This window comes from Luteibacter sp. HA06, from assembly GCF_054061215.1.
In genome coordinates this window covers 2501056-2523793 of record NZ_JBSSDZ010000001.1, presented here as the reverse complement: position 1 = coordinate 2523793, position 22738 = coordinate 2501056, and the positions used below count along the sequence as shown (strand labels likewise).

Annotated in this window: 20 protein-coding genes and 1 pseudogene; 14 read left to right on the top strand and 7 right to left on the bottom strand. The window is 62.9% G+C overall.

Annotated elements, in window-relative coordinates; genetic code table 11:
* Positions 1–157: 157 nt before the first annotated feature.
* Positions 158–3424, bottom strand: a complete 3267-nt coding sequence (locus ACVWWJ_RS11580) for a protease pro-enzyme activation domain-containing protein (protein ID WP_456967920.1) — start codon at positions 3422–3424, stop codon at positions 158–160.
* 207 nt (positions 3425–3631) lie between these two features.
* On the opposite strand from ACVWWJ_RS11580, the gene ACVWWJ_RS11575 reads away from it, so the two are divergent.
* On the top strand, positions 3632–5071 hold the full coding sequence (locus ACVWWJ_RS11575) for a sensor histidine kinase (protein ID WP_456967918.1): 1440 nt from the start codon (positions 3632–3634) through the stop codon (positions 5069–5071).
* On the opposite strand, the gene ACVWWJ_RS11570 is transcribed toward ACVWWJ_RS11575, so the two are convergent.
* On the bottom strand, positions 5006–5722 hold the full coding sequence (locus ACVWWJ_RS11570; RefSeq protein ID WP_456967917.1) for a response regulator transcription factor: 717 nt from the start codon (positions 5720–5722) through the stop codon (positions 5006–5008). The genes ACVWWJ_RS11575 and ACVWWJ_RS11570 overlap by 66 nt on opposite strands.
* Before the next feature lie 141 nt (positions 5723–5863).
* On the opposite strand from ACVWWJ_RS11570, the gene ACVWWJ_RS11565 reads away from it, so the two are divergent.
* From ACVWWJ_RS11565 to ACVWWJ_RS11550, 4 genes are all read left to right on the top strand, one after another.
* The gene (locus ACVWWJ_RS11565) at positions 5864–7078 is read left to right on the top strand and encodes a hypothetical protein (protein WP_456967916.1); all 1215 of its coding nucleotides are present in this window, start codon (positions 5864–5866) and stop codon (positions 7076–7078) included.
* Positions 7079–7217: 139 nt separating this feature from the next.
* Positions 7218–7790, top strand: coding sequence for a cytochrome b (locus ACVWWJ_RS11560; protein WP_456967915.1), 573 nt, complete (start codon positions 7218–7220; stop codon positions 7788–7790).
* Between the two features lie 29 nt (positions 7791–7819).
* Positions 7820–8332, top strand: coding sequence for a sigma-70 family RNA polymerase sigma factor (locus tag ACVWWJ_RS11555; protein ID WP_456967914.1), 513 nt, complete (start codon positions 7820–7822; stop codon positions 8330–8332).
* Positions 8322–9089: an anti-sigma factor family protein gene (locus ACVWWJ_RS11550; protein ID WP_456967913.1), complete on the top strand. Its 768-nt coding sequence runs from the start codon at positions 8322–8324 to the stop codon at positions 9087–9089. Before ACVWWJ_RS11555 ends, ACVWWJ_RS11550 begins: the two co-directional genes overlap by 11 nt.
* Before the next feature lie 48 nt (positions 9090–9137).
* Here ACVWWJ_RS11550 and ACVWWJ_RS11545 read toward each other — a convergent pair.
* A pseudogene (locus ACVWWJ_RS11545) lies at positions 9138–9455 on the bottom strand (Abi family protein); the annotation flags it as partial.
* 179 nt (positions 9456–9634) lie between these two features.
* Positions 9635–10420 carry a DUF4124 domain-containing protein gene (locus tag ACVWWJ_RS11540; protein WP_456967912.1) on the bottom strand — a complete coding sequence of 262 codons (786 nt, stop codon included), beginning with the start codon at positions 10418–10420 and terminating at the stop codon, positions 9635–9637.
* Positions 10421–10447: 27 nt separating this feature from the next.
* On the opposite strand from ACVWWJ_RS11540, the gene ACVWWJ_RS11535 reads away from it, so the two are divergent.
* Positions 10448–10597 (top strand): cytochrome b/b6 domain-containing protein, encoded by a 150-nt coding sequence (locus ACVWWJ_RS11535; RefSeq protein ID WP_456967910.1) that lies wholly within the window; start codon positions 10448–10450, stop codon positions 10595–10597.
* 24 nt (positions 10598–10621) lie between these two features.
* Here ACVWWJ_RS11535 and ACVWWJ_RS11530 read toward each other — a convergent pair whose 3' ends face one another.
* The gene (locus tag ACVWWJ_RS11530) at positions 10622–10939 is read right to left on the bottom strand and encodes a hypothetical protein (RefSeq protein WP_456967909.1); all 318 of its coding nucleotides are present in this window, start codon (positions 10937–10939) and stop codon (positions 10622–10624) included.
* A gap of 202 nt (positions 10940–11141) precedes the next feature.
* On the opposite strand from ACVWWJ_RS11530, the gene ACVWWJ_RS11525 reads away from it, so the two are divergent.
* The 7 genes from ACVWWJ_RS11525 to ACVWWJ_RS11495 all read left to right on the top strand — a co-directional run bounded on the left by ACVWWJ_RS11525 (position 11142) and on the right by ACVWWJ_RS11495 (position 20742).
* Complete coding sequence (locus tag ACVWWJ_RS11525) at positions 11142–11309, top strand: hypothetical protein (RefSeq protein ID WP_159889120.1); 168 nt, start codon at positions 11142–11144, stop codon at positions 11307–11309.
* Positions 11310–11533: 224 nt separating this feature from the next.
* A complete protein-coding gene (locus ACVWWJ_RS11520; RefSeq protein WP_456969697.1) occupies positions 11534–14302 on the top strand; it encodes a TonB-dependent receptor in 2769 nt (922 codons plus the stop codon).
* 2 nt (positions 14303–14304) lie between these two features.
* On the top strand, positions 14305–16275 hold the full coding sequence (locus ACVWWJ_RS11515) for a beta-galactosidase (protein ID WP_456967908.1): 1971 nt from the start codon (positions 14305–14307) through the stop codon (positions 16273–16275).
* Positions 16275–17636, top strand: coding sequence for an APC family permease (locus ACVWWJ_RS11510; RefSeq protein WP_456967907.1), 1362 nt, complete (start codon positions 16275–16277; stop codon positions 17634–17636). Before ACVWWJ_RS11515 ends, ACVWWJ_RS11510 begins: the two co-directional genes overlap by 1 nt.
* Positions 17615–18562, top strand: a complete 948-nt coding sequence (locus tag ACVWWJ_RS11505) for a carbohydrate kinase family protein (RefSeq protein ID WP_456967906.1) — start codon at positions 17615–17617, stop codon at positions 18560–18562. The genes ACVWWJ_RS11510 and ACVWWJ_RS11505 overlap by 22 nt, the downstream gene beginning before the upstream one ends.
* Entirely contained in the window at positions 18540–19955 is a 1416-nt protein-coding gene (locus ACVWWJ_RS11500) for a family 4 glycosyl hydrolase (protein WP_456967905.1), read from the top strand. The genes ACVWWJ_RS11505 and ACVWWJ_RS11500 overlap by 23 nt, the downstream gene beginning before the upstream one ends.
* A 172-nt stretch (positions 19956–20127) precedes the next feature.
* A complete protein-coding gene (locus ACVWWJ_RS11495; RefSeq protein ID WP_456967904.1) occupies positions 20128–20742 on the top strand; it encodes a YceI family protein in 615 nt (204 codons plus the stop codon).
* Between the two features lie 55 nt (positions 20743–20797).
* Here ACVWWJ_RS11495 and ACVWWJ_RS11490 read toward each other — a convergent pair whose 3' ends face one another.
* Both ACVWWJ_RS11490 and ACVWWJ_RS11485 read right to left on the bottom strand, forming a co-directional pair.
* Positions 20798–21136 (bottom strand): hypothetical protein, encoded by a 339-nt coding sequence (locus tag ACVWWJ_RS11490; RefSeq protein WP_456967903.1) that lies wholly within the window; start codon positions 21134–21136, stop codon positions 20798–20800.
* Positions 21137–21260: 124 nt separating this feature from the next.
* Positions 21261–22277, bottom strand: a complete 1017-nt coding sequence (locus tag ACVWWJ_RS11485) for an LLM class flavin-dependent oxidoreductase (RefSeq protein WP_456967902.1) — start codon at positions 22275–22277, stop codon at positions 21261–21263.
* Between the two features lie 130 nt (positions 22278–22407).
* Between ACVWWJ_RS11485 and ACVWWJ_RS11480 the strand changes: the two genes are divergently transcribed.
* Entirely contained in the window at positions 22408–22713 is a 306-nt protein-coding gene (locus ACVWWJ_RS11480; RefSeq protein ID WP_456967900.1) for a hypothetical protein, read from the top strand.
* Positions 22714–22738: the final 25 nt, after the last annotated feature.

Below are 22738 nucleotides of genomic sequence, written 5' to 3'. Positions count from 1 at the left end.
AGTGCATCGTTGGTTGGCCGTTGGCAATCGGACGGGGTGAGGTGGGCTGGTTATCGCCGATGAATCGGCTCCCACAGGTTTCGGGGTGGGGGCGGCGCTCAAAAAAAGGGGCGAACGGTTTTCTGTTCGCCCCTCTCCCATGCAACCCTGTTTCAGGTCAGTGCGTGGTGGCCACTGCCACCTGAGTAGCGGCGGCGGACGGGGCGGCGTTCACGACGCCCTGCACGCGATTCATCTGCACCGTGTAGCCCGCCGGGACGACATATGCCGTGCCCGTGCCGTCAGCTACCTGCTGCGAGACGAAGCCATCACCGACGCCCTGCCAGAGCACAGCCTTGCCCTTGGCATTGGTCCAGAGCAGGTCCGCCAGGCCGTCGCCGTCGAAGTCTTCGATGGTGGCGACGGTGTAGCCCGACGGTGCCGCCATGGTCTGCTGGCTCGACAGCGTCGTGCCGTCCATCTCCCACCAGCGAAGCTTGCCGGTGGAGGCGTTGAACCAGATCAGGTCGGTTTTGCCGCTGCCCGCGATTTCGCCTGCACCGACGAAGTCAAAGCCAGCCGGTGCGTCGTCGCCAACGGTCTTGGTGAAACTGCCCTGGCCATCGTTGATCCAGTAGTTCACCGCGCGCTTCGCGCCTGTCCAGACGATGTCAAGGATGCCGTCGCCATTGAGGTCAGCCAGGTAGGGAGTGAAGCCCGCGGGTGCGTTGACCGTCTTGGCCACGCTCTGCTGGCAGTCCATGGTGTCGAAGCGGCCGAACTTGAGGGTGCCGTTGCAATCGATCTCCCAGAACGACACCTTGCCGGTCGTCGCGTTGAACCAGATCTGCTTCGACTTGCCCGTGGCATCGACCACGCCGGCGCCGACGAGGCTCCAGCCAGCCGCATACGGGAAGCGGAAGTTCTCCCAGCCGTAGCTGTAGACCGCCAGGTTCATCGTGTGGGTGGTCGGGTTATCGCTTTCCATCACGGTCTGGCCGACGAGCTGGCCGCCGAAGATATCCACCGGAATGGCCTTGACCTGGTCACCCGGCTGGAAGCCGTCGGCGATCTGGTCGCCCTGGGTCACGGGCACCCACGTATCGCTGTCGAGCACGGTGCTTCCGTTCAACCGAACGAGTGTGGCGTTACCCGTTTTCGGACCGACCAGGAGCAGGGTGCTCTTGCCGTCGAGGACCGAGTTCAGGCCGACGCCCGGGTTGCCGCTGTCGTTGGCGAAGGCCAGGTCCCACGTGCGCGGGATGATCTGTCCCCGGGTCTGCTTTGCCGCGATCGCGTTGGCCAGGTTGGTGACGTTGACCGAGCCCAGGCCGGTCGCATAGTCGTAGCCCTTGCCGGTCTTCCATGCGGTGACGAGTGAAGCCCGGCCGCCATCGCTGACCACACCGTATTGCTGGCCTTTCTTGACGAAGCAATCGCCGGTACCAGCGAAGCAGGGCACGTCGATGTCGCCGACGGTCACGTCGTGGAAAATGCAGGAGGTGTCGTTGGCTTTGCATCCTGCGGCCGGCGAGGCCACCGTGCCGTACTGCGTACGAGCCAGGCCGTAGAGCGTCGGTCCCACGTTACCCAGACGCGCCGCGCTGGCCTGGTCGACGAGGGCTTGCACGCCCGCCATGGCCGGAGCCGCGAACGAGGTGCCACCAGCGCTGTTGAACAGGGAGTCGGTCGGGTCGAGGTAGTTACACGGCACACCACCCTGATCGGCATCGGACATGCAGAAGATCAACGCATGACCATAGAGCCCGTTCGCCGCGAATAGCGAGATATCCGGCAACGCGCGGGTGACATTCTGGTCCATGCCAGCGATACCCTGCTGCCAGGTTGGCTGCGACCAGACATAGCTCGGGCCGCCGCTGCCACCTGCGGTGTTGAGGAAGCTTTCACCGGCCGCCGAGTTGCAGGCGTTGTTCGGATTGGCGATACCCAGCACCTTGTCGAGCGAGGCGCTGGCGCAGGAGTCGTTCCAGGTCTGCTCCGGGATGTAGCTGATCGCGCTCGCGCCCAGTTCGCCGTTGCCGGCCAGCCAGTACTTCTGCGTTTTCTTGAAGTCATCGAAGTCGGTACCGCCGACGGCGATGTTATAGGGCGTGCTGCCGAGTCCATTGACGGCGATACCGAAGCTGGAAGCCACCTGGTTCTGGTCGCAACCGGCCGAGCCAGCGTCGCCGGTGGAGACGAAAACGGTGACGCCCTCAGCCGCCGCGGTGGACCATAGGGCAGCAGCTTCGTCGAGGTCGCCAACCGCGGCGCTGACGGATTCACACTCGCCGTAACTCAGGCTCATGATCGGCGGCGGGGCGTCCTGCTCCAGCAGGTTCTGCGCGGCGAGGAAAGCGCCGAAATCGGCCCCGCTATCCGCGCACGAGGCCAGCGTCACGTTGGCGTCGGGTGCGGCTGCACCACCCCACTCGGCGTCGAGGGCCGCTTCGCCCTCATCGGCATTGGTGCCCGGATCGGCGCAACTGGTATCGCCGGCGAAGCCCGCCGGGTGCACCTGGGTGAAGACACCCTTGGCATCCGCTGGCAGGAAGGTATGCCGGAACGTGGCGATGTCGGCATCCATCACGTCGGTGCGCTCGAGCACGGCAACGGTTTGCCCGGCGCCACGGACCGGGGTCGGTTGGTTCCACAGCGGATTGACGTTATAGATGGTGCCGAAGTCGGCAGGTACGACGTCGTACTGCACGTCACCCTGGTAGACGAAGTTGAAGTCGGACGAGGGCGCACCGGCGGTGATCCACTCGCCTTTCTTGTTGCGCTTGACCGGTTGAGCGTCCTTCTTCTGCGGCTTCGGGAAGAAGTCGGTCAGTGAGGCCACGCCACGGACCACGGGAACGAGCGCCGTCGGCAGCTTCTGCTCGGCGGCATTGGCAAAGTGCCGCTTGCCATCGGCGCCGGTGAAGTGATGGAGCGATGTGCCGAAGGCCTGCTGCACGGCGCCGACGGAACCGGTGAAGCGGATCAGCATGCCGTCAGCGGAGACATTCTTGACGCCAAGGCCCTGGCTGCCGAGCCACGCCTTCACGGCGGCGATGTCTTTCTGGTTCGGCCCGAACTGCTCGCCGACCTGGCGCGCGGTGAGCCATTTGTGGAAATTGGGCGAGGATGGATTGTCCAGTGAAGCAAGGTAGTTATCGAACCGCTTCTGCTGGTCGTCGCCGCGCTTGAGCACAAGGGTCATCGAGGCAATCACCTCGGTGGTGTTCATCGCCCCGGCGTCAGCGCTACTGCGGGCTTTGGCTGGCACGCTGCCTGGCAGCGTGGTCATCTGACTCTTGTCGACCGACCTGGTAAGTAACGGCGTGGTGGTGGTGCTGCCTTCCGTGGCGGTAGCCGCGGCGGCGTGCGCGTCGCATGCGGCACCGGCGGCAACCAGCAGCGCGCCTCCCACAAGCCAAGGCCTGAACGTGTTTGCTGACATATAACCCCCGAAGGAAAGAGCCCGTAAAGCCTCGTAAGTTCTTGTGCCCAGTTCGTAACGAACTGCCCCTTCGGCACGTGTCCGTACGACGCAGGTTCGTACGGACGCTCGACGATAGCTTTACATCGGCCGCAAAGTCACACACGCTCGACTGGCCCGTTTCTCACCGATTTCTCACCGCCGGGCGAGCAGGGGAAAGTCACGATCATGTCCCGCCTTCGCCGTTGGTTCGCCCATCCACCGATCGACGACCCGGTCGATCGGCGCAACGCCGGCTTCATGCAACTGCTGTTGATCTTCGAGGGGCTGCGCATCCCCGCGACCAAGCTCTATCTGTTCGGTTTGCACGGGGCTTACCTCCAGGAACATTTCTACGGGAAGGCGCGAATCGGCGTCCCGGCGGCGATGGCCATCGATATCGGCACCGACCTGGCGATGACCGTGTCGGCGTGGCTGGGCTTCTATCTGATTCGCCGTGGCCGTTTCCCGCTGGCCGTGGCGCAGTTCGTGGCCACCATGCTCGCCTCCGGCGCCGTGGCGTACGCCGCGTTCGGTTATCACGCGACCGATGGCAACCTCACGCTGATGATGATCCTGGCGCTGAGTGGCCTGATGCTTGGCCGCAAGGCGCTGTGGATCACGTTCGCGGTGGAAGCGGCGATCCTGGTGATGAGCGTAGATCCGCTGAAGGCGTCGGGCATGGGTGATGCGCCAGGTTTTCTGTTGGGCATCTACAACCTGTTGCCGATGCGTGCACTGACAAGTTACCTGCTGATCGCCTTGATCGTGGACCGCAGTATCTACGCCCTGCGAGAGAGTCTGCTCGAGTCGGACCGTCGCCGGCAGCAACTGGCGCTGGAAATCGCCGAGCGCGAGCGAACGCAGGAGCAACTGCTCCACGCACAGAAGATGGACGCCGTAGGCAAGCTTGCCAGCGGCGTCGCGCACGATGTCAACAACGTCTTCGACATCATCCTTGGCTTCACGACCGAGCGCGACCGGCTTCCGGCCGAGGACGAGCCGCAGGATGAGAACACGCGCGCCATCGCCGACGCGATGGAAGGCATCGAGCTGGCTGCCCGTCGCGGCACGGCTGTGTGCCGCAAGCTGCTCAACTTCAGTCGCAACGACGTCACGTTCACCGAAGAATTCGACGCAGTAACGGCGTTGCAGGAACTGCGTCCGCTGGCTCGGCAATGCCTCCCGTCCCAGTGCCAGCTGCACATGGAGCTCCCGCCCGGGCCACGGCTGATTCGCTTCGACCGCAGCCAGTTCGAACTGGCGATCATCAACCTGGTGACGAATGCGCGTGACGCGATGCCCGGCGGGGGCGTCTGCACCATCGCGCTGGAAGAGCGTGACGGATGCGTGGCTTTATCGGTGCGGGACAACGGTACCGGCATGGCCGAACCGATCCGCCTGCAGGTGTTCGATCCCTTCTTCACGACCAAGCCCACGGATCGTGGCACGGGCCTGGGGTTGAGCGTCGTACACGACCTGGTGATGCAAGCCGGTGGCCAGACCACGGTGGAGAGTTCGCCGGGGCAGGGGACGACGATACGGTTGCTGCTGCCGCTTTTTTCAGGCTTGGAGAACGTACCCCGTGCCGTGGGCCGCGTTCAGGGGCAGGGGTTCGCCAAGAGCTGACAGCACCTTGCGGCGCAGGCGGTGCACCATGGAGTCGAGGCGGTGCGGGTCGAAAGCGTCGACATCGTCCGTGAGAACGGCGATCAGGGTCTCGCGGGAGACGACTTCATTCACGTGCTTGAGCATGGCGTCCAGCAGGCGGCGCTCGCTTTTGCTGAGCATCACCCGCGCACCCGAAGGCGATAACAGGAACCACTCGTCCGGGATGAGTGCCCAGTGGCCGGCCGGGGCGGCTCTCGTCTCGGGCTCGAGCCGCCGCGCCACGCTGTAGAGAGTCGCGACGAGCACGTCGATCTCCACGGGCTTGGTCAGGTAAGCGTCGGCACCTTCGAATAAACCGCGTACCCGATCGACGTTGTCGCTACGACCGCTGAGGATGACGATGCCGGCCCGGGGCACGGCGGCGCGCAGCGAGCGCGCCACCTGGAAGCCATCGCCGTCGGGCAGGCCGAGATCCAGAAGGAAGATGTCGGGCACTTCATGCTCGACCACGGCATGCAGCTCGGCCGCGCTGCCGCTCGCCGTGACCTCGAAGCCGAACTGCCTGAGCCTGGGCGCCAGGATCCGGTCGCGGAGCATGTCGTCATCGTCGAGGAGTGCCAGGCGCAAGGTTCGCGCTGGTCTGCCGGCACCCAGGTGCAGATTGATCACGCCGAACCCCCGATGACCGAAGCCGCAGACGCGGCCATGGGTAGGAGATTGCCTTGCTGGTGTCGTGAAATCCAGCATCCTCGCCATTCGTAAGAAAAATCGCCTACCCTATGCAACAGGGTCAACAGGAAGCTTTTCACCATGGTCGGGAACGTGATGGTCCGCTGGCGCGCCGCGGGCTTGTTTGTGTTGGCCGTGTCATTGGCCTGCTGTGTTCGCCTTGCGCTATGGCAATCGCAAGCCATCGTCGATGAAGGCGTGCATGTGCCACAGGTGGCCAGCTTTCTGGCCGGCCGTTGGGATACCCAGCCGAACCTGGCGATGATTCCGGGCTACCACATCGTGATGGCGGCGCTGATGAGCGCGAGCGGATTGTCTTCGCTAGGCGCCATGCGCGATATCAGCGCCGGGTTCGGGGTGACGGCCGCCCTGGTGTTCTTCTTCATCAGGCGCAAGCTGGGCGACGACGACGCGCTCTTAAGTGCTTCGCTCTTTTTTGCGTTTCCGCTGTTCTTTCCGTACGACTTTCTCGTCTACACGGACATCTTCTCGCTGACGGTGGTGCTGCTGGCCGTGTTGTCCGCGCTTCACGGCCGGCATTTTCTGGCCGCCTGCATCATGACGCTGTCCTTGGCGGTACGTCAGAACAACATCATATGGGCGGTGTTCCTGGCCACTTATGCTGCATGGCCTTCGCTGTCGGCTCTCGGGAACAGCGTTCGGGCACGGCTCGGGCGTAGCATCGCCGCCGCGGCTCCCTACCTGTTGCCGGCGCTGGCTTTCCTCGCTTATTGGCGGTGGAACGGAACCATCGTTTTCTCGTCTGGAATATCCGGCGCCCACCCGGACCTTACGTTGCACGGCGGAAACGTGTGGCTCGCCTTGTTCCTGTTCCTCGTCCTGTTTCCTCGGGAAGCCTGGAGCGGCGTCATTTCCTTTGGCGAGGCCGTGCGCCTCAGGCCGTGGCTCCTGCTTATTCCGCTTTGCCTGGCCGTCTGGACGCGGATGCACGGTAGCGGTGACAACCAGGCGTTCCAGGACTACTTCATCCGTAACGCGTTCATCGCGTTCGTAGCGCACGGTTGGGCTAGGGTCTGTTTCTCCATCCTCGTCGCGCTTGCCGCATGTTCCATCGTGTTCACCCGTCTTCGCGACCAACGCGGGTGGCTCATTTACCCGTTCAGCGTCATCTGCCTGGCTTCGTCCGCCCTCATCGAGAACCGGTATTCGATCGTGCCCTTTGCCCTATGGATGGCCTTCCGGCAGGAGAACAGCCCCCGCTGGATGCTGCCGGTCTGGCTGGGGCTATCCCTCTTCCTGACCTACGGCGTGCTCACGCTGAAATTCATGCTCTAGCGCCTTGATCGCAGGAAACTGCGGTGCGGTCCGTCTAGTGCTGCCTGGCGCTGCCTGGCCCTGCGGGAATAAAACGTGCCCACCGAAGATCTTGTCTGTCATGGGCACGCATCCCGTGCCGTGATCAGAGGGCTCTGCCATGTCTACGTACGTCCAGACGGCGAACGCCGTGTCGATTTCGCCGCCAACCTCATACTCCAAGGTGGCCGTGGCCATGCACTGGCTCATCGCTCTGCTGATCTTCCTCAACGTCAGTCTCGGCTTCTTCATGGAGACTTTTCCCAAGAGCGCCCCGGGACATGACGTGGTGCTGTTCTATCATGCGTCGTTCGGTACGCTGATCTTCATGCTCGCGGTGTTCCGGTTGTTCTGGCGGGCGACCCACCGGCCACCCGCACTGCCTGCCCATATCCCGTCGTGGCAGCAGAAGGTGGCGCATACCCTGCATTGGGTTCTCTACACCCTGATGTTCCTGGTGCCGCTGACCGGCTACATGCATCGCATGGCGGGAGGGCACCCGGTCAGCTTCTTCGGGATCGGGAACCTGCCTGTTCTGATCGGCAAGGACGAGCCGTTGCGCCTGCTCACCGATACCCTGCACGTGTCGCTCGTCTGGACGCTGTGCATCCTCGTGGTGGGTCATCTCGGTGCCGCGCTGAAGCATCGCTTCTTCGATCGCGATGGCGTTATCCAGCGTATGCTTCGTGTATGAGTAGCCGCGCGTTTGTCGACGATCTGGCATTGAGCCACCTTGACGCTGCCTATAACCTCGGTCGGTGGTTGCTCGGCAGCGAACAGGATGCGGCGGATGCCGTCCACGATGCCTATCTTCGCGCTGCGCGCGCTTCTGATTCGTACGCAGGCGGCAACGCGCGAGCATGGTGGCTGGCGATCGTGCGCAACTGTTGCCTGGCCAGGTTGGCCGCTCGCAACAAGGAGAAGCGAAATGTCGCTATCGACGCTAATCCTGTGGCCGCCGAACGCTGGATGCCGCGCGTCGATGCCGACGATGTCGAAGACCGGCTCGACAGCTCCCGACGCAGGCAGCTGATGACGCTCCACCTGCGAAACCTTCCGGAGCAGTTTCGCGAAGTGCTCATCCTGCGTGAGATCGAAGAACTGTCGTATCGGGAGATCGCCGACGTGCTGCGGGCGCCCATCGGAACCGTGATGTCCCGTCTGGCCCGTGGGCGTGCGTTACTACAGAAGGCCCTGACCGAAGGCGGCACCATGGAGGACCCTCATGGACTGTAAGACGGCTAACGAAATGCTGCCGCTGTACTTCGATGGCGAACTCGATCGCGCGAGCAGTCGCGAATTCGAAGCTCACCTCGACGAATGTGCGGATTGCCGCGCGACCCTGATTGAGCTCGATGCGCTGCGTACGTCGTTACGCAAGGATGCGCCGCGCTATCGCGCACCCGATGCGTTGCGCGCGCGCATACAGGAGGAAGCGGTGGTGCCGGCTTCGCATCGGAGATCCCGCATGCCGGCACCTCGGCTGGCGCTCGCTGCGTCGTGGGTGCTCGCATTCGTCGCGGGTGGTATCTCGTTGGCTGCGTGGAACCATGTGTCCCCGCCGTCAGTCGAAGCGTCGTCGCAGCTTACGAGGGACCTTTTCGCCAGCCACTGGCGTGCATTGGCGGCAACGTCGCCGATCGACGTGGTGTCCACCGATCAACACACGGTCAAGCCCTGGTTCGCCGGGAGAATCGCGACGGCGCCTGTTGTGGAGGACTTTGCCGCGCAGGGGTACTCCCTCATTGGCGGACGTATCGACTATGCCGGTACGGAACGCGTTCCCGTACTCGTGTATCGCCACGGTAAGCACGTGATCGATGTTTTCGTGCTGTCGTCGGCGACTGCTTCGGGTAGCAGCGCGCCGGTGCAGATGCAGGGCTACGTGCTGGAGGCTGCCACGCTCGGCGGGCAGCCTGCTGCCATCGTCTCGGATATGGATCAGGCTGAACTGACGAAGTTCAGGGATTTGCTGAATGGGGCGGAGCACTAAAGGAATGGCGAGAATTGGGTGGTCAGTGCCAGAAGGGATGATATCGACGCGAAATGCCACTTCGATGTGCTCGACTGCTTGCATAAGAAGTGCATGGAGTTGCTTGTCGAACTGGTAAAGGCGAACGGCCTGTTCGAACGATGCGCCGTCTTGAAAATCTTCCCGAACGACACTGCGCAGTCGTCCGTCAAAGCCCGTCAGGACCTCTCTTTTTCTAAGCGGGTACCAATAAGCGCTGAGCCGGTAGTAGCCGAGTTGCCGCAGATATGCGAGTGCGGTGGTTTGATCGCCAACGTTCAGGCGTCTTGCTTCTAGTTGATCAAGTTGATCCTGGAACGTCCTGTGCGGGCGTGCATAAGTCGACACTGATTTTCGTCCATAAAAAACCCGACCTTATGTCCGGAGACACAGGGGATCGGGCCGTGTTACGAGCGACACTAGCGCCACAGCAGGAGTGAGTCAAGTTGCAGACTTATAAATGCCGCGCGTAGTCCGCGCGACCGTCTTCGTCGCGGATCACCAGCAAGATGCGCTTGAGTTATTCCCTAGGGACACTCGGCAGAAATAAGCCGTTGACGCTCGCCGCTCTGCGCCAGGAAGAACACTACCGGTTGCCCTTGTTTGTCCCTGCCACGGTACAGCCCCTCGAGCTGCTGTTGGCTCTGCATACGCAGTATCTCGTCGGACGCAGTCGAGGCGCGCATGCGATAGCGGCTGGGATACGGATATGCCTGAGGGGTGTCGACGTGGCGATTGATACCTGCCACGGCCCGCCACGGTCCCATATTGGACACCATCGCCAGCTCCTCGGCAGAGGCCGGCTTGAGCAATGAAGACGAGCCTATGTAACCCATGGACCCTTGCGGGGCGGTACGCCGGAATAAACCGGTGCCGACAGCTTCGATACGCCAGACGGAGGTGTTCCGGTAGCGATTGTCCGGGTTGATCCAGCAGCCGACGAAGTCTCCGCTATGGCTTTCTTGTTGTGCCACCTGCTGCGAACCGGCATCGCAGGGTGTCTCCTGGTAAGCCACCTGACCCTGTCGTGTGCATTTGTAGATATCGGCGTTAGCCGACGAACCTACAAGAAGTCCTAGCACACCTACGCTCACCGCTCCCCAACGACGCATCCTGGACTCCATGAAGATCTCCTTAGGAGGCGGCAGTTTACTCAATTGGCGGGGCATGAAGGAATGACTTGGTCGGACCTGCAATAGGGTGAAGGAGGCCGCAGGGGGGGGCGCGGCAGACGAAAGAAGCGATGTCGCGACGACGAAGGCGGAGGCCAGGAGCATTGGCCATGGGCTATACGCTTTGATTTTTTGTGACATGAGGTGTCCCTGGAAATGCATCCCTGAGTGAGAGGGACGATCCTCTGCGTCAACGCATTGCACGGACTCGCGGCGAATGTGTTCGCCGCGTTGGTTTTTCTGCATGCCCTTGCTGCGTTGTTCCATCACTACGTACAGCGGAAAACTGTGCTCCGGAGGATGGCGACGAAGGATTAATTCGTATCAGGCAGCGATGGCGTCTCAGTCGCCGAGCTGACAAACGATCCGCGCGAAGGCCCCATCGTTCCTCTGAAACTCCGGACGCGCTCCGTGAAACGAACCGTCGTCCAACTCAACCGTCGCTAAGCGATCCAGCCGAAACGACTTCCACCCTCGTGATTCGCCGGAGGCGCTCCCGCCGCTGACCTGATACGCGCTCAGCAGCCGATCGCCAGTGTGGTCGTCGCCATAGACATGAGGCTGGACGACGCGTCGCGCTCCGTCATATTCGAGAACGAGCAGGCGCTGCTCGCGAATAGCCCTGCAGATGATGGCGTCGAAGTGGGCGTGCTCGTTCATGGCGATCTCTTCCTTCAGAAGGGCTGCTGCGACGCAACATCCCGTCACCTATGCATTTTTGGCAGTTGACGCGATTTTTACAGTGCGCTATATCTTGCATCACGCGCGGTGTCCGATTGGACGTCCGTTCGCGTAACCCTTCCGGCGACCCTCTCGGGTCGCCGATTCGCAGCTCGCGATGAATGACGGACAGACCGCTACGATGCGTCGGCCCAATTCACATGAAACCGCCAGCTGCGCTGTTGCAGGACGCCCGTTCGCGCGCGTCATGGCCGACGGCTTGCCCATCCTCGCGCGTGCCAAGCTGAGCGCCCTGCGTTCGCGCGGCAAGTGCGTTGCCGGCTACTCTCCGCCGCAAACCTCCCTCTGATCGTCCGACCAACCTGATCGGCACGTTCACCCGTCCGTCGTGATGTCGACGCACGCCTGCTAGCGCTGGCGTGAGCGATGTGTCACGTCCGGACCGCGCGACGAACCCGCTGATCAGCTGAACTGCGCATTGCGTGGCGTCGTGCCACGCGTGCTTCCAAAGGCATCTCGGGGTGGGGGTAAGTCGTGGGTATTCATAAGGGTTTCAACAAGAAGAAGTGTCTCGTGGCGGCGTTGTGCGCCGTGCTGGGTGGCTCCGCATTCGCCCAGGATGCGACGCCGGCCGCACCGGCAACGCCGCCTGCAAAGCCTGCCGCAGACGGCCAGGCCGCGCCGGCCAAGCCGGACAAGGCAGTGCAGATGAAGGCACTAAGCGTCGTTGCCAACCGCTACGACGCGACCAACATGCGCATGGATTCGATCAACACCGTGGATGTGCTGTCCGCGGCGGACCTGCAGCACACCGCCGTGCATAACGTGGCCGAAGCGCTGGGCCTGATGTCGGGCGTGAACGTGACGACCACCGGCTCAGGTTACTTCGGCGGCATCGACGGTGCGGCGCGAGGCGAGGGCATGTTTACCTCCGTGCGCGGCCTTCCGTCCGAGTACAACGTGAACCTGGTCAACGGCAGCAACGTGGCCCAGGGCATGCCGTATAGCCGCAGCGTGCAGCTCAGCCTGCTGCCGCCCTCGGGTCTGCAGACCATCGTGCTCAACAAGACATCGACGGCAGATATGGACGGCGATGCCATTGGTGGCACGATCGACTTCCGCACGCCGAGTGCGTTCGACTTCAAGAAGGATTTCAGCGGTAGCGTGACCACGAGCGGGCGTGTCGAGAGCCGCGCGCGTGACTACGGTGGCAGTGGCCTGGGTAGCGGCCTGGCCGGCGAATTGCAGGGCAAGTTTGGCGCGGAGAAGCAGTTCGGCGTGTACGTGAGCGGCTATTACGACTACCGGAACATTGCCAATAGCGAGATTGGTGCGGCCGAAAGCGCCTCGAACGATGGCTCCTGGGCCTTCCTGCACGCCACCGCCGACGGCCAGAACGCGGCCGGCTACGATCCGGCGCACAACCTGACCAGCCTTGGCACCAACGTCGGTATCGCCTCCGGTTTCGAGCGCCGCTACGGCGGCAACATCTCGCTCGACTGGAACGTGGACCCCACGCTCAAAGCCTATGCGCGCATGACCTATGCGTACGCGCTGACCGAGCAGAACACCACGTACAGCCAGCTCCTTCCGCAGGACGTGACCTACGTGCCTTCGGCGACGCCGGGGGTCTACACGCCGAACATCGGTCGCATCGCGAACCGGTTCTGGTACGAAACCAATCCCGAGCGTGCCGATCTGGCCACGGTGCAGTTCGGTGCCGACAAGACCGCGGGTGGCTGGACAATCTCGCCGAACGTTTTCTGGAGCATCGGCCGCAACGATCGTCCGAACCACGTCGAGATCGATGGCCGCGAGGACAAGTACTCGCAGGACAACTTCGCCTACAACCAGAGTTCGCTGCTGAACTACGGCAGCCATGGTTTTCCGTATCCAGCGCTGACCCCGGGCCTGCTGAACTCGGTCAACAACCTGCAGAACATGTATGCCAACGACTATGGCGAGGTGACCGACATCCGCTCGGGCCAGAAGCGTGGCGGCGCCAAGCTCGACCTGCGGTACGACTTCGAAGACGGTCCGCTGCAGTCGATCAAGTTCGGCGTGAAGTACAGCGACAGCTCGCGTGAGTTCACCGATCGGGATTACTCCACGGCGGGCATCAACGATGGCACGACCACCCTCAACGATCTTGGGATCATCAAGGGCTATTACAACCAGATTTTCCCGGGCAAGTTCGACTGGACGACGCCACAGATCAGCCGTTCGGCGGTCGCGTCGCTTATCGCCAACCACCTGCAGCCGGGCGACCTCGATACCTGCAGCCAGCTCGACTACAACAACTTCAACTGCGACACGATGCGCGGCACCGAGGCCGTGACTGCGGCCTATGCCATGGCGACGTTCGACAGCGGCCCCTGGGAAGTCATTCCCGGCGTGCGTTTCGAGCACACCACCATCCGCAATACGTTCTGGACGACGCCGCAGGATGCCGACGGGAACGAGCAGCCGGGCTACTTCTCCAACAACCACACCGTTTACAACGTGCCGTTGGGTAGCCTGTTCATCAATTTCCGCCCCGATGGCAACATCGTCTACCGCGCTGCGGTCTGGCAGAGCTACACGCGCCCTGCGTTCGTCCAGCTTGGCGGTGGCTCGCAGATCAATGTTTCCGATGGCGTGACCACGATCACGACCGGCAATCCGGACCTCAAACCGATCAAGTCTACGAATGTGGACCTGGGCGCTGAGTGGACCACCCAGAACGGCGGCTACGTTTCGCTGTCCAGCTACTACAAGAAGCTGCGTAACTACATCTACGACAGCGGCGGCGGCCAGGCCGACCCGAATACGTCGGGCGTGGGCACCGTGTTGACCAAGACGCCGACCAACGGTGGCGATGGTCGCGTGGTGGGCCTCGAAGCGACGTACCGGCAGAAATTCCAGAACCTGCCGTCGCCGTTCGATGGCCTGGGTTTCAGCGTGAACGCGACCCGGCAGAACTCGAAGGTGGATCTGGGGCGCGAAGGTTTCGACAACGAACGCCTGCAGTCGGCGCCGACGCGCATGGCCAATGCCGAGCTGTTCTACGAGAAATATGGTTTCTCGGCGAACCTCAGCTACCACTACACCAGCTCCTATCTGTCGACCTACGACTTCCTCAACCAGAACAGCACCTGGGATGACCTGTGGATCCGGCCGATTCGGCGGGTCGACCTGCATCTGGGGTACGCGATGGAGAATGGCCTGCAGTTCGATCTCCAGGTCAGTAACCTCACCAAGCAGTACTCCTACTGGTCGCATATCGGCAAGAACAGCCTGGCCAACTCGGATATCGTCGACGCAGGAAGAACCACCCTCCTGACCGTGAAGTACAACTTCTGAGCATGCATCGTCGTAGCTTTCTCGCGTTATCGCTGCTCACCCCGCTGGCTTTCGCCGGGCGCGGGTGGGCGGCATCGCTCGCTGGCACCCGTGTATCGGTGGCGCCGGACGGCCGGCCGCATGCCTTCGGGTTCGGCAAGCGCGAGTTTCTGCTCGACGGGGAGGCGTTTCGCGTACATAGCGGCGAGATGCATCCGGCACGTATCGCGAGGGAGCACTGGCGGCATCGCATCCGCATGGCCCGCGCCATGGGGTTGAATACCGTGGCGATCTACGTGATGTGGAACCACCACGAGCGCGAACCCGGCGTCTTCGACTTCGAGACCGGGAACCGGGATGTTGCCGGCTTTATCCGCCTGTGCGCCGAGGAGGGGATGTGGGTCTACCTGCGCCCGGGCCCGTATATCTGTGGAGAGTGGACCAACGGCGGGCTGCCGGCCTACCTGCTACGCGATCCCGATACTCGGCTGCGTACGCGCGACGATCCACGCTACATGGCGGCCGTGCGGCGCTATATCGCTGCGCTCGCGCCACGTATCGCGCCACTCATGGCCGGTGCGGGTGGTCCGGTGTTGATGCTGCAGATCGAGAACGAGTATTCGATGTTCGCCGACGACATCGGTTACCTGGATGCCTTGCGTGATATCTGGCGCGAGCACGGGATCAACGGACCATTCTCGGTATCGGATGGCCTGAAGGACCTGCAACGTCGCAAGGCCTATCCGCAAGGCACCGCGCTGGGACTGGACGGTGCCGACGTGGCTGATCTGGTCAAGGGCAGGGGATACGCCGGCGAGTCGCCCGTGTGGGTGGGCGAAGGTTATCCCGGCTGGTTGACGCATTGGGGTGAACCGACGTTCGCTTCGAAGGACTATGAGGAAACGCTGCGGCACATCATGCGCGCGGGATATTCGTTCAACCTGTACGTCGTGCATGGCGGCACCAATTTCGGCCTCACCGCAGGCTCCAACGCCGAAGACGACGGTTCGCAGTTCCAGCCGGTGATCACCAGTTACGACTACGGTGCACCCATCGACGAGCGTGGGCGTCCGACGGAGCAGTACACGCGGCTGCGTCGGGTGATCGAGGAGGTCACTCACGTCGCGCCGCCTGCGTTCCCGCCGGCTCCGCCTTCCGCCATCTTTGCGCCCGTGACGCCGCAGCCATTTGCATCGTTATGGGACAACCTTCCGGGTGCGGCAGTGACCCTGCCATCGCCCGGGCCGAACGAGATCCTGTTTGGTCAGGACCAGGGGCTGGTGGTCTATCGCAAGCGGATCGCTCAGGGCGAGGTCTTGCATCTGGAGAACGTGCGCGACTACGCGGTGGTCCATGTCGATGGTCGTGAGGTGGGAGTGGCGTCGCGGGTGGAGCATTCGACGCTGAATTCGCTGCCTGAGGTGAGGCTGGGGACGCCTGCTGCTGGAGAGGTTGCTGGAGCCGGTGCGACGCCGCGCACGCTGGACATCCTGGTCGACACGTTCGGGCATATCAATTTCGGGCCGCGTATCGGGGACCATAAGGGGTTGATCGGGCCGGCGTCGGTCGATGGGGTGGCGTTGGCGGATGTCGAGGCCTGGGCAATTCCGTTGGATGATGAGTGGATCCGGGGCCTGCGGCCTATCGCCGCTGAAGCGGCTCCCACATCAGCTGGTATGCGTCATGCCCTTGTGGGAGCCGCTTCAGCGGCGATATCCCGTCCGCGACGCCCCGCCATCTTCTTCAAAACCAACCTGCACATCGAAACCCCAGGCGACCTCTATATCGACCTCAGCGCCTGGTCCAAAGGCTACCTCTGGATCAACGGTCAGCTACTCGGTAGATACTGGAATATCGGTCCCCAGCAGCGTCTGTTCTGCCCCGGCCCGTGGCTGAAGGCCGGCGACAATGAATTACTGTTGTTCGACCTGCACCAGACCACACCTGCGGTCGTAAAGGCCGCAGACAGCCTGCAAGCATCGAGGAATACCTGATGCGCGCCAGCGTAAGCGAACCGAGCGGCCCCATCGTTCCACCGCGCGCCATCGGTTTCTGGGGTGGCCTGTCGGCGAACGTGCTGAACATGATCGGCATCGGGCCGTTCGTCACGATTCCCATCGCACTGTCCGCGCTCGCCGGGCCGTCGGTGTTCCTGGGCTGGATCGCCGGCGCACTGCTTTGCCTGTGCGACGGACTGGTCTGGGCGGAGCTCGGCTCGACGATTCCCGCGTCGGGCGGCCCTTATCACTACCTGCGCGAAGCGTATGGACGCGACAAGGCGGGCCGTCTGTTTGGTTTCCTCTATCTGTGGCAGACCCTGCTCACGGCACCACTGTCGATCGGCAGTGCCGCGGTGGGTTTCGCGCAATACGCTGGTTTCCTGATTCCTTCGATCGGCGACACGGGAAGGGCGCTCATTGCAGCGGGGCTCTGCCTTGCAAATACGGCGGTCCTCTATCGTCGCGTAGGTCAGATCCAGCGGCTGTCGGTGTTCGTCAGCGCGATCGTCGTCGTCGCCTGCGCTTGGATCGTGTTCAGTGGTGTGACGCACTTCAATACGGCCGTGGCGAGCCACTTCTTCCAGGCGCACGTGGATACGTCGCATGGATTCTGGCTCGGTCTGGGCGCGGTCGCCTTGATTGCCGTGTACGACTACGGCGGCTACAACAACGTCTGCATGCTCGGCGGCGAGGTAAAAAAGCCACGGCGCACGATTCCGATGGCCGTGCTGATCTCGATTCCGCTGGTGGCCGTGCTTTACCTCGGGCTCAACCTGAGCATTCTCGGCGTCCTGCCTTGGGAGCAGGCGGCCCATTCGAAGGCGGTGGTGGCGGACTTCATGCAGGCGATCCACGGCCGCACCGGCGGTACCCTGGCCGTGTTGCTGATCCTGCTTGCAAGCTGGGGTTCCGCGCTGGTTGTGCTGCTGGGGTATTCCCGCGTGCCATACGCCGCGGCAGCCGATGGCCAGTTCTTCCCGGTGTTTGCACGGCTGCATCCTCGTGGTGGCTTCCCCACGGTGTCGCTGGTGTTCGTTGGCGTGACCTCGGCGGCGGCCTGCTTTCTTTCGCTCGAGCACCTGATCGCGATCCTGATGGTCACCCAGATCCTGTTTCAGTACATCGCGCAGTGCTTCGCTGTCGTGGCCTTGCGCAAGCGACGCGCGGACGCGGACGTCTTCCGTATGCCGCTGTATCCGCTGCCGATCGTCATCAGTGTCATCGGCTGGCTTTATCTGGTGGCGACCGCCGGCACATCGTCCATCGTCACGGCGGTGGGCGCGGTGCTGGCCGGTACGCTTCTTTTCCTGTGGCAAGCAAGGAGGTCCCGAACGTGGCCATTCCCGCAACGTTGAAATCATGGGACGTTGCCGTGGTCGGCGAGATATACGCCGATCATGTATTCAGCGGATTCCCCACCTGGCCCGGCCCCGGGGAAGAGGTGCTCGCCGAGAACTACCTGCGTGAGCTGGGCGGTGGCAGCATCAACACCGCCTGTGCGCTGTCTCGGCTGGGGCGCCGCGTGCGTCTGGTCGGCTTGATCGGCGAAGCTGACCTGGACTGGTTCGAAAGCCGCCTGGCCGAGTTCGGTGTCAGCATGGACGGCATCCGTCTTGGCAGCGATGGCACCGGCATCACGGTCAGCGTTTCCACGGTGGAAGACCGCTCGTTCTTTACGTATACCGGCGTGAACCGCGCGTTGCCCGAATTGCTCGCCTCGCCGGAGATCGTGGCCGACCTTGCGGCGGCACGCCACGTGCATTTCGCCATGCCGTTGCCGCGCGACCTCGCTGCCACCCTGCTGCCGTTATTGCGCGAAGCGGGCTGCACGACCTCACTGGATGTGGGCTACAGCCCCGCATGGCTACAGGATCCCGACAACCACCTCAGCTGTCGGGACGTCGACCTGTTTCTTCCCAACGCTAAAGAAGCCGCGCTGCTGTGCGGGGACGAGACGCCGTCATCGTACGAAGCGTGGTCGTCCGTTGCAGGTATCCGTCGCGCTGTCCTTAAACATGGTGCCGATGGTGCGTGGATCGCCGACACGCGCGGCTTGCGCCGCGTGCCGGCCCCGCGCATCCAGGCGGTCGATTCCACGGGTGCTGGCGACGCGTTCGACGCGGGCGTCATTGACGGTCTTCTCGATGGCGAGTCCATCGACGGTTGTGTCGAGCGCGGCTGTATCTGCGGCGCGCTGTGCACGACTGCAGCTGGTGCCCTTCAAGCGCTTCCCCATTCCCCCCAATTGAGGACCCTTCGTGAGCAAACGTACGGATCGTAAGATCGCATTGATTGGAGGTGGCGGTGTTCGTTCCCCGCTGGTGGTGTTCGGTGTCAACGAAGCGGCCGAGGCACTCGGCGCCGCGGAAATGGTGCTCTACGACCCGGATCCGGCAAGGCTGCGGATCATGGTCGACCTCGGCAAGGCCGTGGTCCGTCGCTTCGGCGGCGACCTGAAGCTGCGTGCGGCGACCTCGCTGGAGGACACGATCGAAGGCGCGGACTTCGTGCTCAACAGCGTTCGCATCGGCGGCATCGCGGGGCGCGCCGCGGACGAGCGTGCGAGCATTGCACAGGGCTATCCCGGCCAGGAGACCACGGGTCCCGCCGGTGTGGCGATGGCCTTGCGCACCATTCCCGTGGCTATCGAACAGGCGCGCATGGTCGAGCGCCTGAGCCCGCAGGCGTGGCTGGTCAACTTCACCAATCCCGCCGGTCTCATCACCCAGGCAGTGACCGATCACAGCAAGGCGCGCATCGTCGGCATCTGCGACACGCCGACGGAGCTGTTCCACAACATCGCGCATGCGCTCGGCGAGCCGGCCCACGAGGTCGAGTGCGACTATGTCGGCCTCAATCACCTCGGCTGGGTGCGTGGCGTGCGTGTGCGCGGCGAAGAGGTGATCGACCGCTTGCTCGACAGCGACGAATTGCTACGCAAGCTTTACCTCGCGCCACTGTTCGACTTCGACATGATCCGCACGCTGCGGCTCATCCCCACCGAGTACCTCTTCTTCTACTACGAGCGACAGCGCGCGCTGGACAATCAGCGCAAGCAGGGTGGTAGTCGTGGCGGCGAAATCCAGCGGCTCAACGATGACCTTCTGGCCACCCTGACCGCGCGGCTGGACGCAGGCGATGGCGACGCTGCCGTGGATATCTACGCGGCCTACCTCAACCAACGCTCCGGCTCGTACATGAAGCTGGAAGCCGAGGGCGGTTCGGCCTTCGACCAGGGTATCAGCCTGCAGGGTGACCCGTTCCGCGTGGCGACCGGTTATCACCGCATCGCGATCGACGTGATGAGCGGGCTGACGGGTGCCAAGCCCGCACGCATCGTGGTTAACACGCGTAACCAAGGAGCGCTGCCGGACCTGCCCGATAACGACATCGTCGAGATTGCTTCGGACATCTCGCTGGATTCGATCGTTCCGCGGCCCATCGCACCCTTGCCGGATGCCGTGAACGGCCTGGTCCGGTCGGTCAAAGCGTACGAGCGCGCGGCGATCGCTTCGGTGCTGAACGACCGTCGCCTGGAGGCGCGCAAGGCCATGCTGATTCATCCGGCGATCGGGCAGTGGACGCCATCGGGTGACCTGCTCGACGCCTTATTGGGGCATGTGGACGAAGACGGTGAATGCCTCTGTCAGGGGCCAGTTCACCGGCACGGGTAACTGAGTCGCCGCCGCAAGGACAGGATGCGCTCCTGGCCGGAGATAGGGCGGCAGGCCGGAAGTTGGGGTGACGTCAGGTAGTCGACCGGGGTAGTGTTGATGCCGCCGACTCCTCCGTCACGACAACTTCGGGCCTGACCTCATGACTACGCGCACGTTCGCCCCCATCTTTGTGGCATGGCTGATGACAGTGCCACTTGCTGCATCCGCCCAGACGGAGCAAAAGCCACCGGAGGACGCGAGCGCGGCTTCGCAGTACAAGAGCCTGAACCTGACGAAGGATCCCAAAGCGGCGGCAGCGGGTGAGTACAAACTCGACCCGCACCACACGTCGGTCATCGCGAAACTCGCCCACATGGACCTTTCCCGGTACACGCTTCGCTTCGACAGCGTCAGTGGGGGATATCAGTTCAATCCGGCGCAGGCGACGGCGTCAGGCCTGGCGATTTCTGTCGACCCAAAATCGGTCGACACCGGCGACCAGGCGTTCGACAAACGAATCGCCCAGAAGTACTTCGAAGCCGATAAATATCCGGTTATGACCTTCACGTCGACGACGGTGAAGATCACGGGCGACCAGCTGGTGGTCAGTGGCGTCCTGGATTTTCATGGCGTGAAAAAGCCTTTAAGCCTGAAGGTGACCTACCGCGGCTTTGCCGGCACGCGCATGGGCTTCTCAGGTGAAGCCACCTTCAAGCGCTCGGACTTCGGCGTCGGCCAATGGATCCCATTGGAAGCCGACGAAGTCACCCTGCTCATCGAAACCGAATTCGTAAAAGCAACCTGAGAGCGCTCGCCCTTAAGCTCTTGTGGGAGCCGCTTCAGCGGCGATCTTTTACCCGTTACGGAGCAGCGTGCGGCCCGATCGCCCCATACGGAAGAATCGTCGCCGACGCGAGCGTCGTGTCGCGGCTCATCGCGCCATACGGCAGGATGGCGGCGGAGGCAGTCGTGGCTTCGCCACTCATGGCGCCATACGGAAGCACCGGTGCCGAAACCGTCGTCGCATCATGCCCGACAGCACCGTACGGGAGGATCGTCGCCGCGCTGGTGACCGTGGTGACGGCAACCTGAGCATGGCTGCTGAAATCGGCAGCCATCGCCAGCGTACCGCCGCTCAGGAGAACCAGGGCGAGCGGGATCACGCGGGCAGGCGTGCGGAAAAACGAGTGGTTTTTCATGGGTATCGGACTCAAGGGGACAAAGGCTTCACGGAAATGGTGCGCCGCAACAGCCCAGTTATCCAATCGTTTCTTGCTATGAGCCCGATAGCGCCAGCGAATGCCTCCTGGCCGCTGCCTCAGATCATCGCCAGCCCAGCGCTGGAGCCACTTTCGTGAGAATCGACTCAATCAGGTGGACGTTGTAATCCACCCCGAGCTGGTTCGGAACGGCGAGCAGGAGCGTGTCGGCCTCGGCGATCGCCTCATCGGCCGCCAGTTCGGAGACCAGTACCTCGGGAACCGCCGCGTAGGTCCTGCCGAAGACGGCCTCCATACTGTCGATAAAGCCGATCTGGTCGCTGGATTTGCTGCGTCCGAAATAGGCGTGATCCTGATCGTTCATCAGCGGGAAGATCGAGCGCAGGACGGATACGCGTGGCTCCCTACCGTGTTCCGCCTTCGCCCAGGTGTCGCGATAGAGGCGAATCTGCTTTGCCTGCTGGACATGCAGTGGCTCGTTGGTCTCATTGGCCTTGAGCGTCGAGCTCTGCAGGTTCATGCCCGTGTTGGCCGCCCACACCGCCGTGGCGTTCGACGCCGAACCCCACCAGATGCGCTCGCGAAGTCCGGGCGGGTGCGGCTGAAGAGGGAGCAGCCCCGGCGGGTTCGGGAACATCGGTCGCGGGTTGGGCTGGGCGAAGCCCTTGCCCTCGAGTAATTGCAGGAAGACCTCAGCGTGCCGGCGCCCCATGTCAGCGTCCGTTTCCCCTGCCGCCGGTGTGTAGCCAAAATGGCGCCACCCCTCGATCACCTGCTCTGGAGATCCACGGCTTATACCGAGCTGAAGGCGTCCGCCACTAATGAGGTCGGCAGCGCCTGCCGTCTCGAGCATGTAGTGCGGATTCTCGTAGCGCATATCGATGACGCCGGTGCCGATCTCGATACGCTTGGTACGCGCGCCGATAGCCGACAGGAGCGGGAAGGGCGACGCCAGCTGATTGGCAAAATGGTGGACGCGAAAATACGCGCCATCCGCGCCGATTTCCTCGGCCGCTACGGCAAGGTCGATCGATTGCAGAAGCACGTCGCGCGCCGTGCGCGTTCCCGAGTGCGGGGAGTCGGTCCAGTGACCGAAGGAGAGGAAGCCGATGCGTTTCATGGTGGGCCCGTTACGCAGCAAGTGAGATGTGGATGATCATAGACGCTTAAACTGGTTGCCTCCGGGATGAGCAGACGACGCCGCAGAGCAGGGGAAGGTGATCCCCCACTTTCATCGCGTCGGCGCTTCCGTGGGCATGATCATTCATGACCTTGACGGGAATGAACGCGGTGGCATGTCATGGCTTAGTAATGGCCGCGGCGTTATTGCCTTCGATTATCCCGAACGCGATGCCATTGGCATGTACGTGGACGATACGAATCGGTCGGCACACTTCATCCTCGAAAATCCCGATGAGGCCGTCGGCGACGTCAGCCTTCTGGAGCTGAGCGCACAGGGCAAAAGCGGAGAGGTCAGGCTCTACGATGCAACCGGCAAGGTGCGGACCCGGTGGTCGATCGCAGACGGCCGACTTGAGCCCGCGGCCAGGCCGTAGCCCGGAAATCCCGATTTGGACAAAA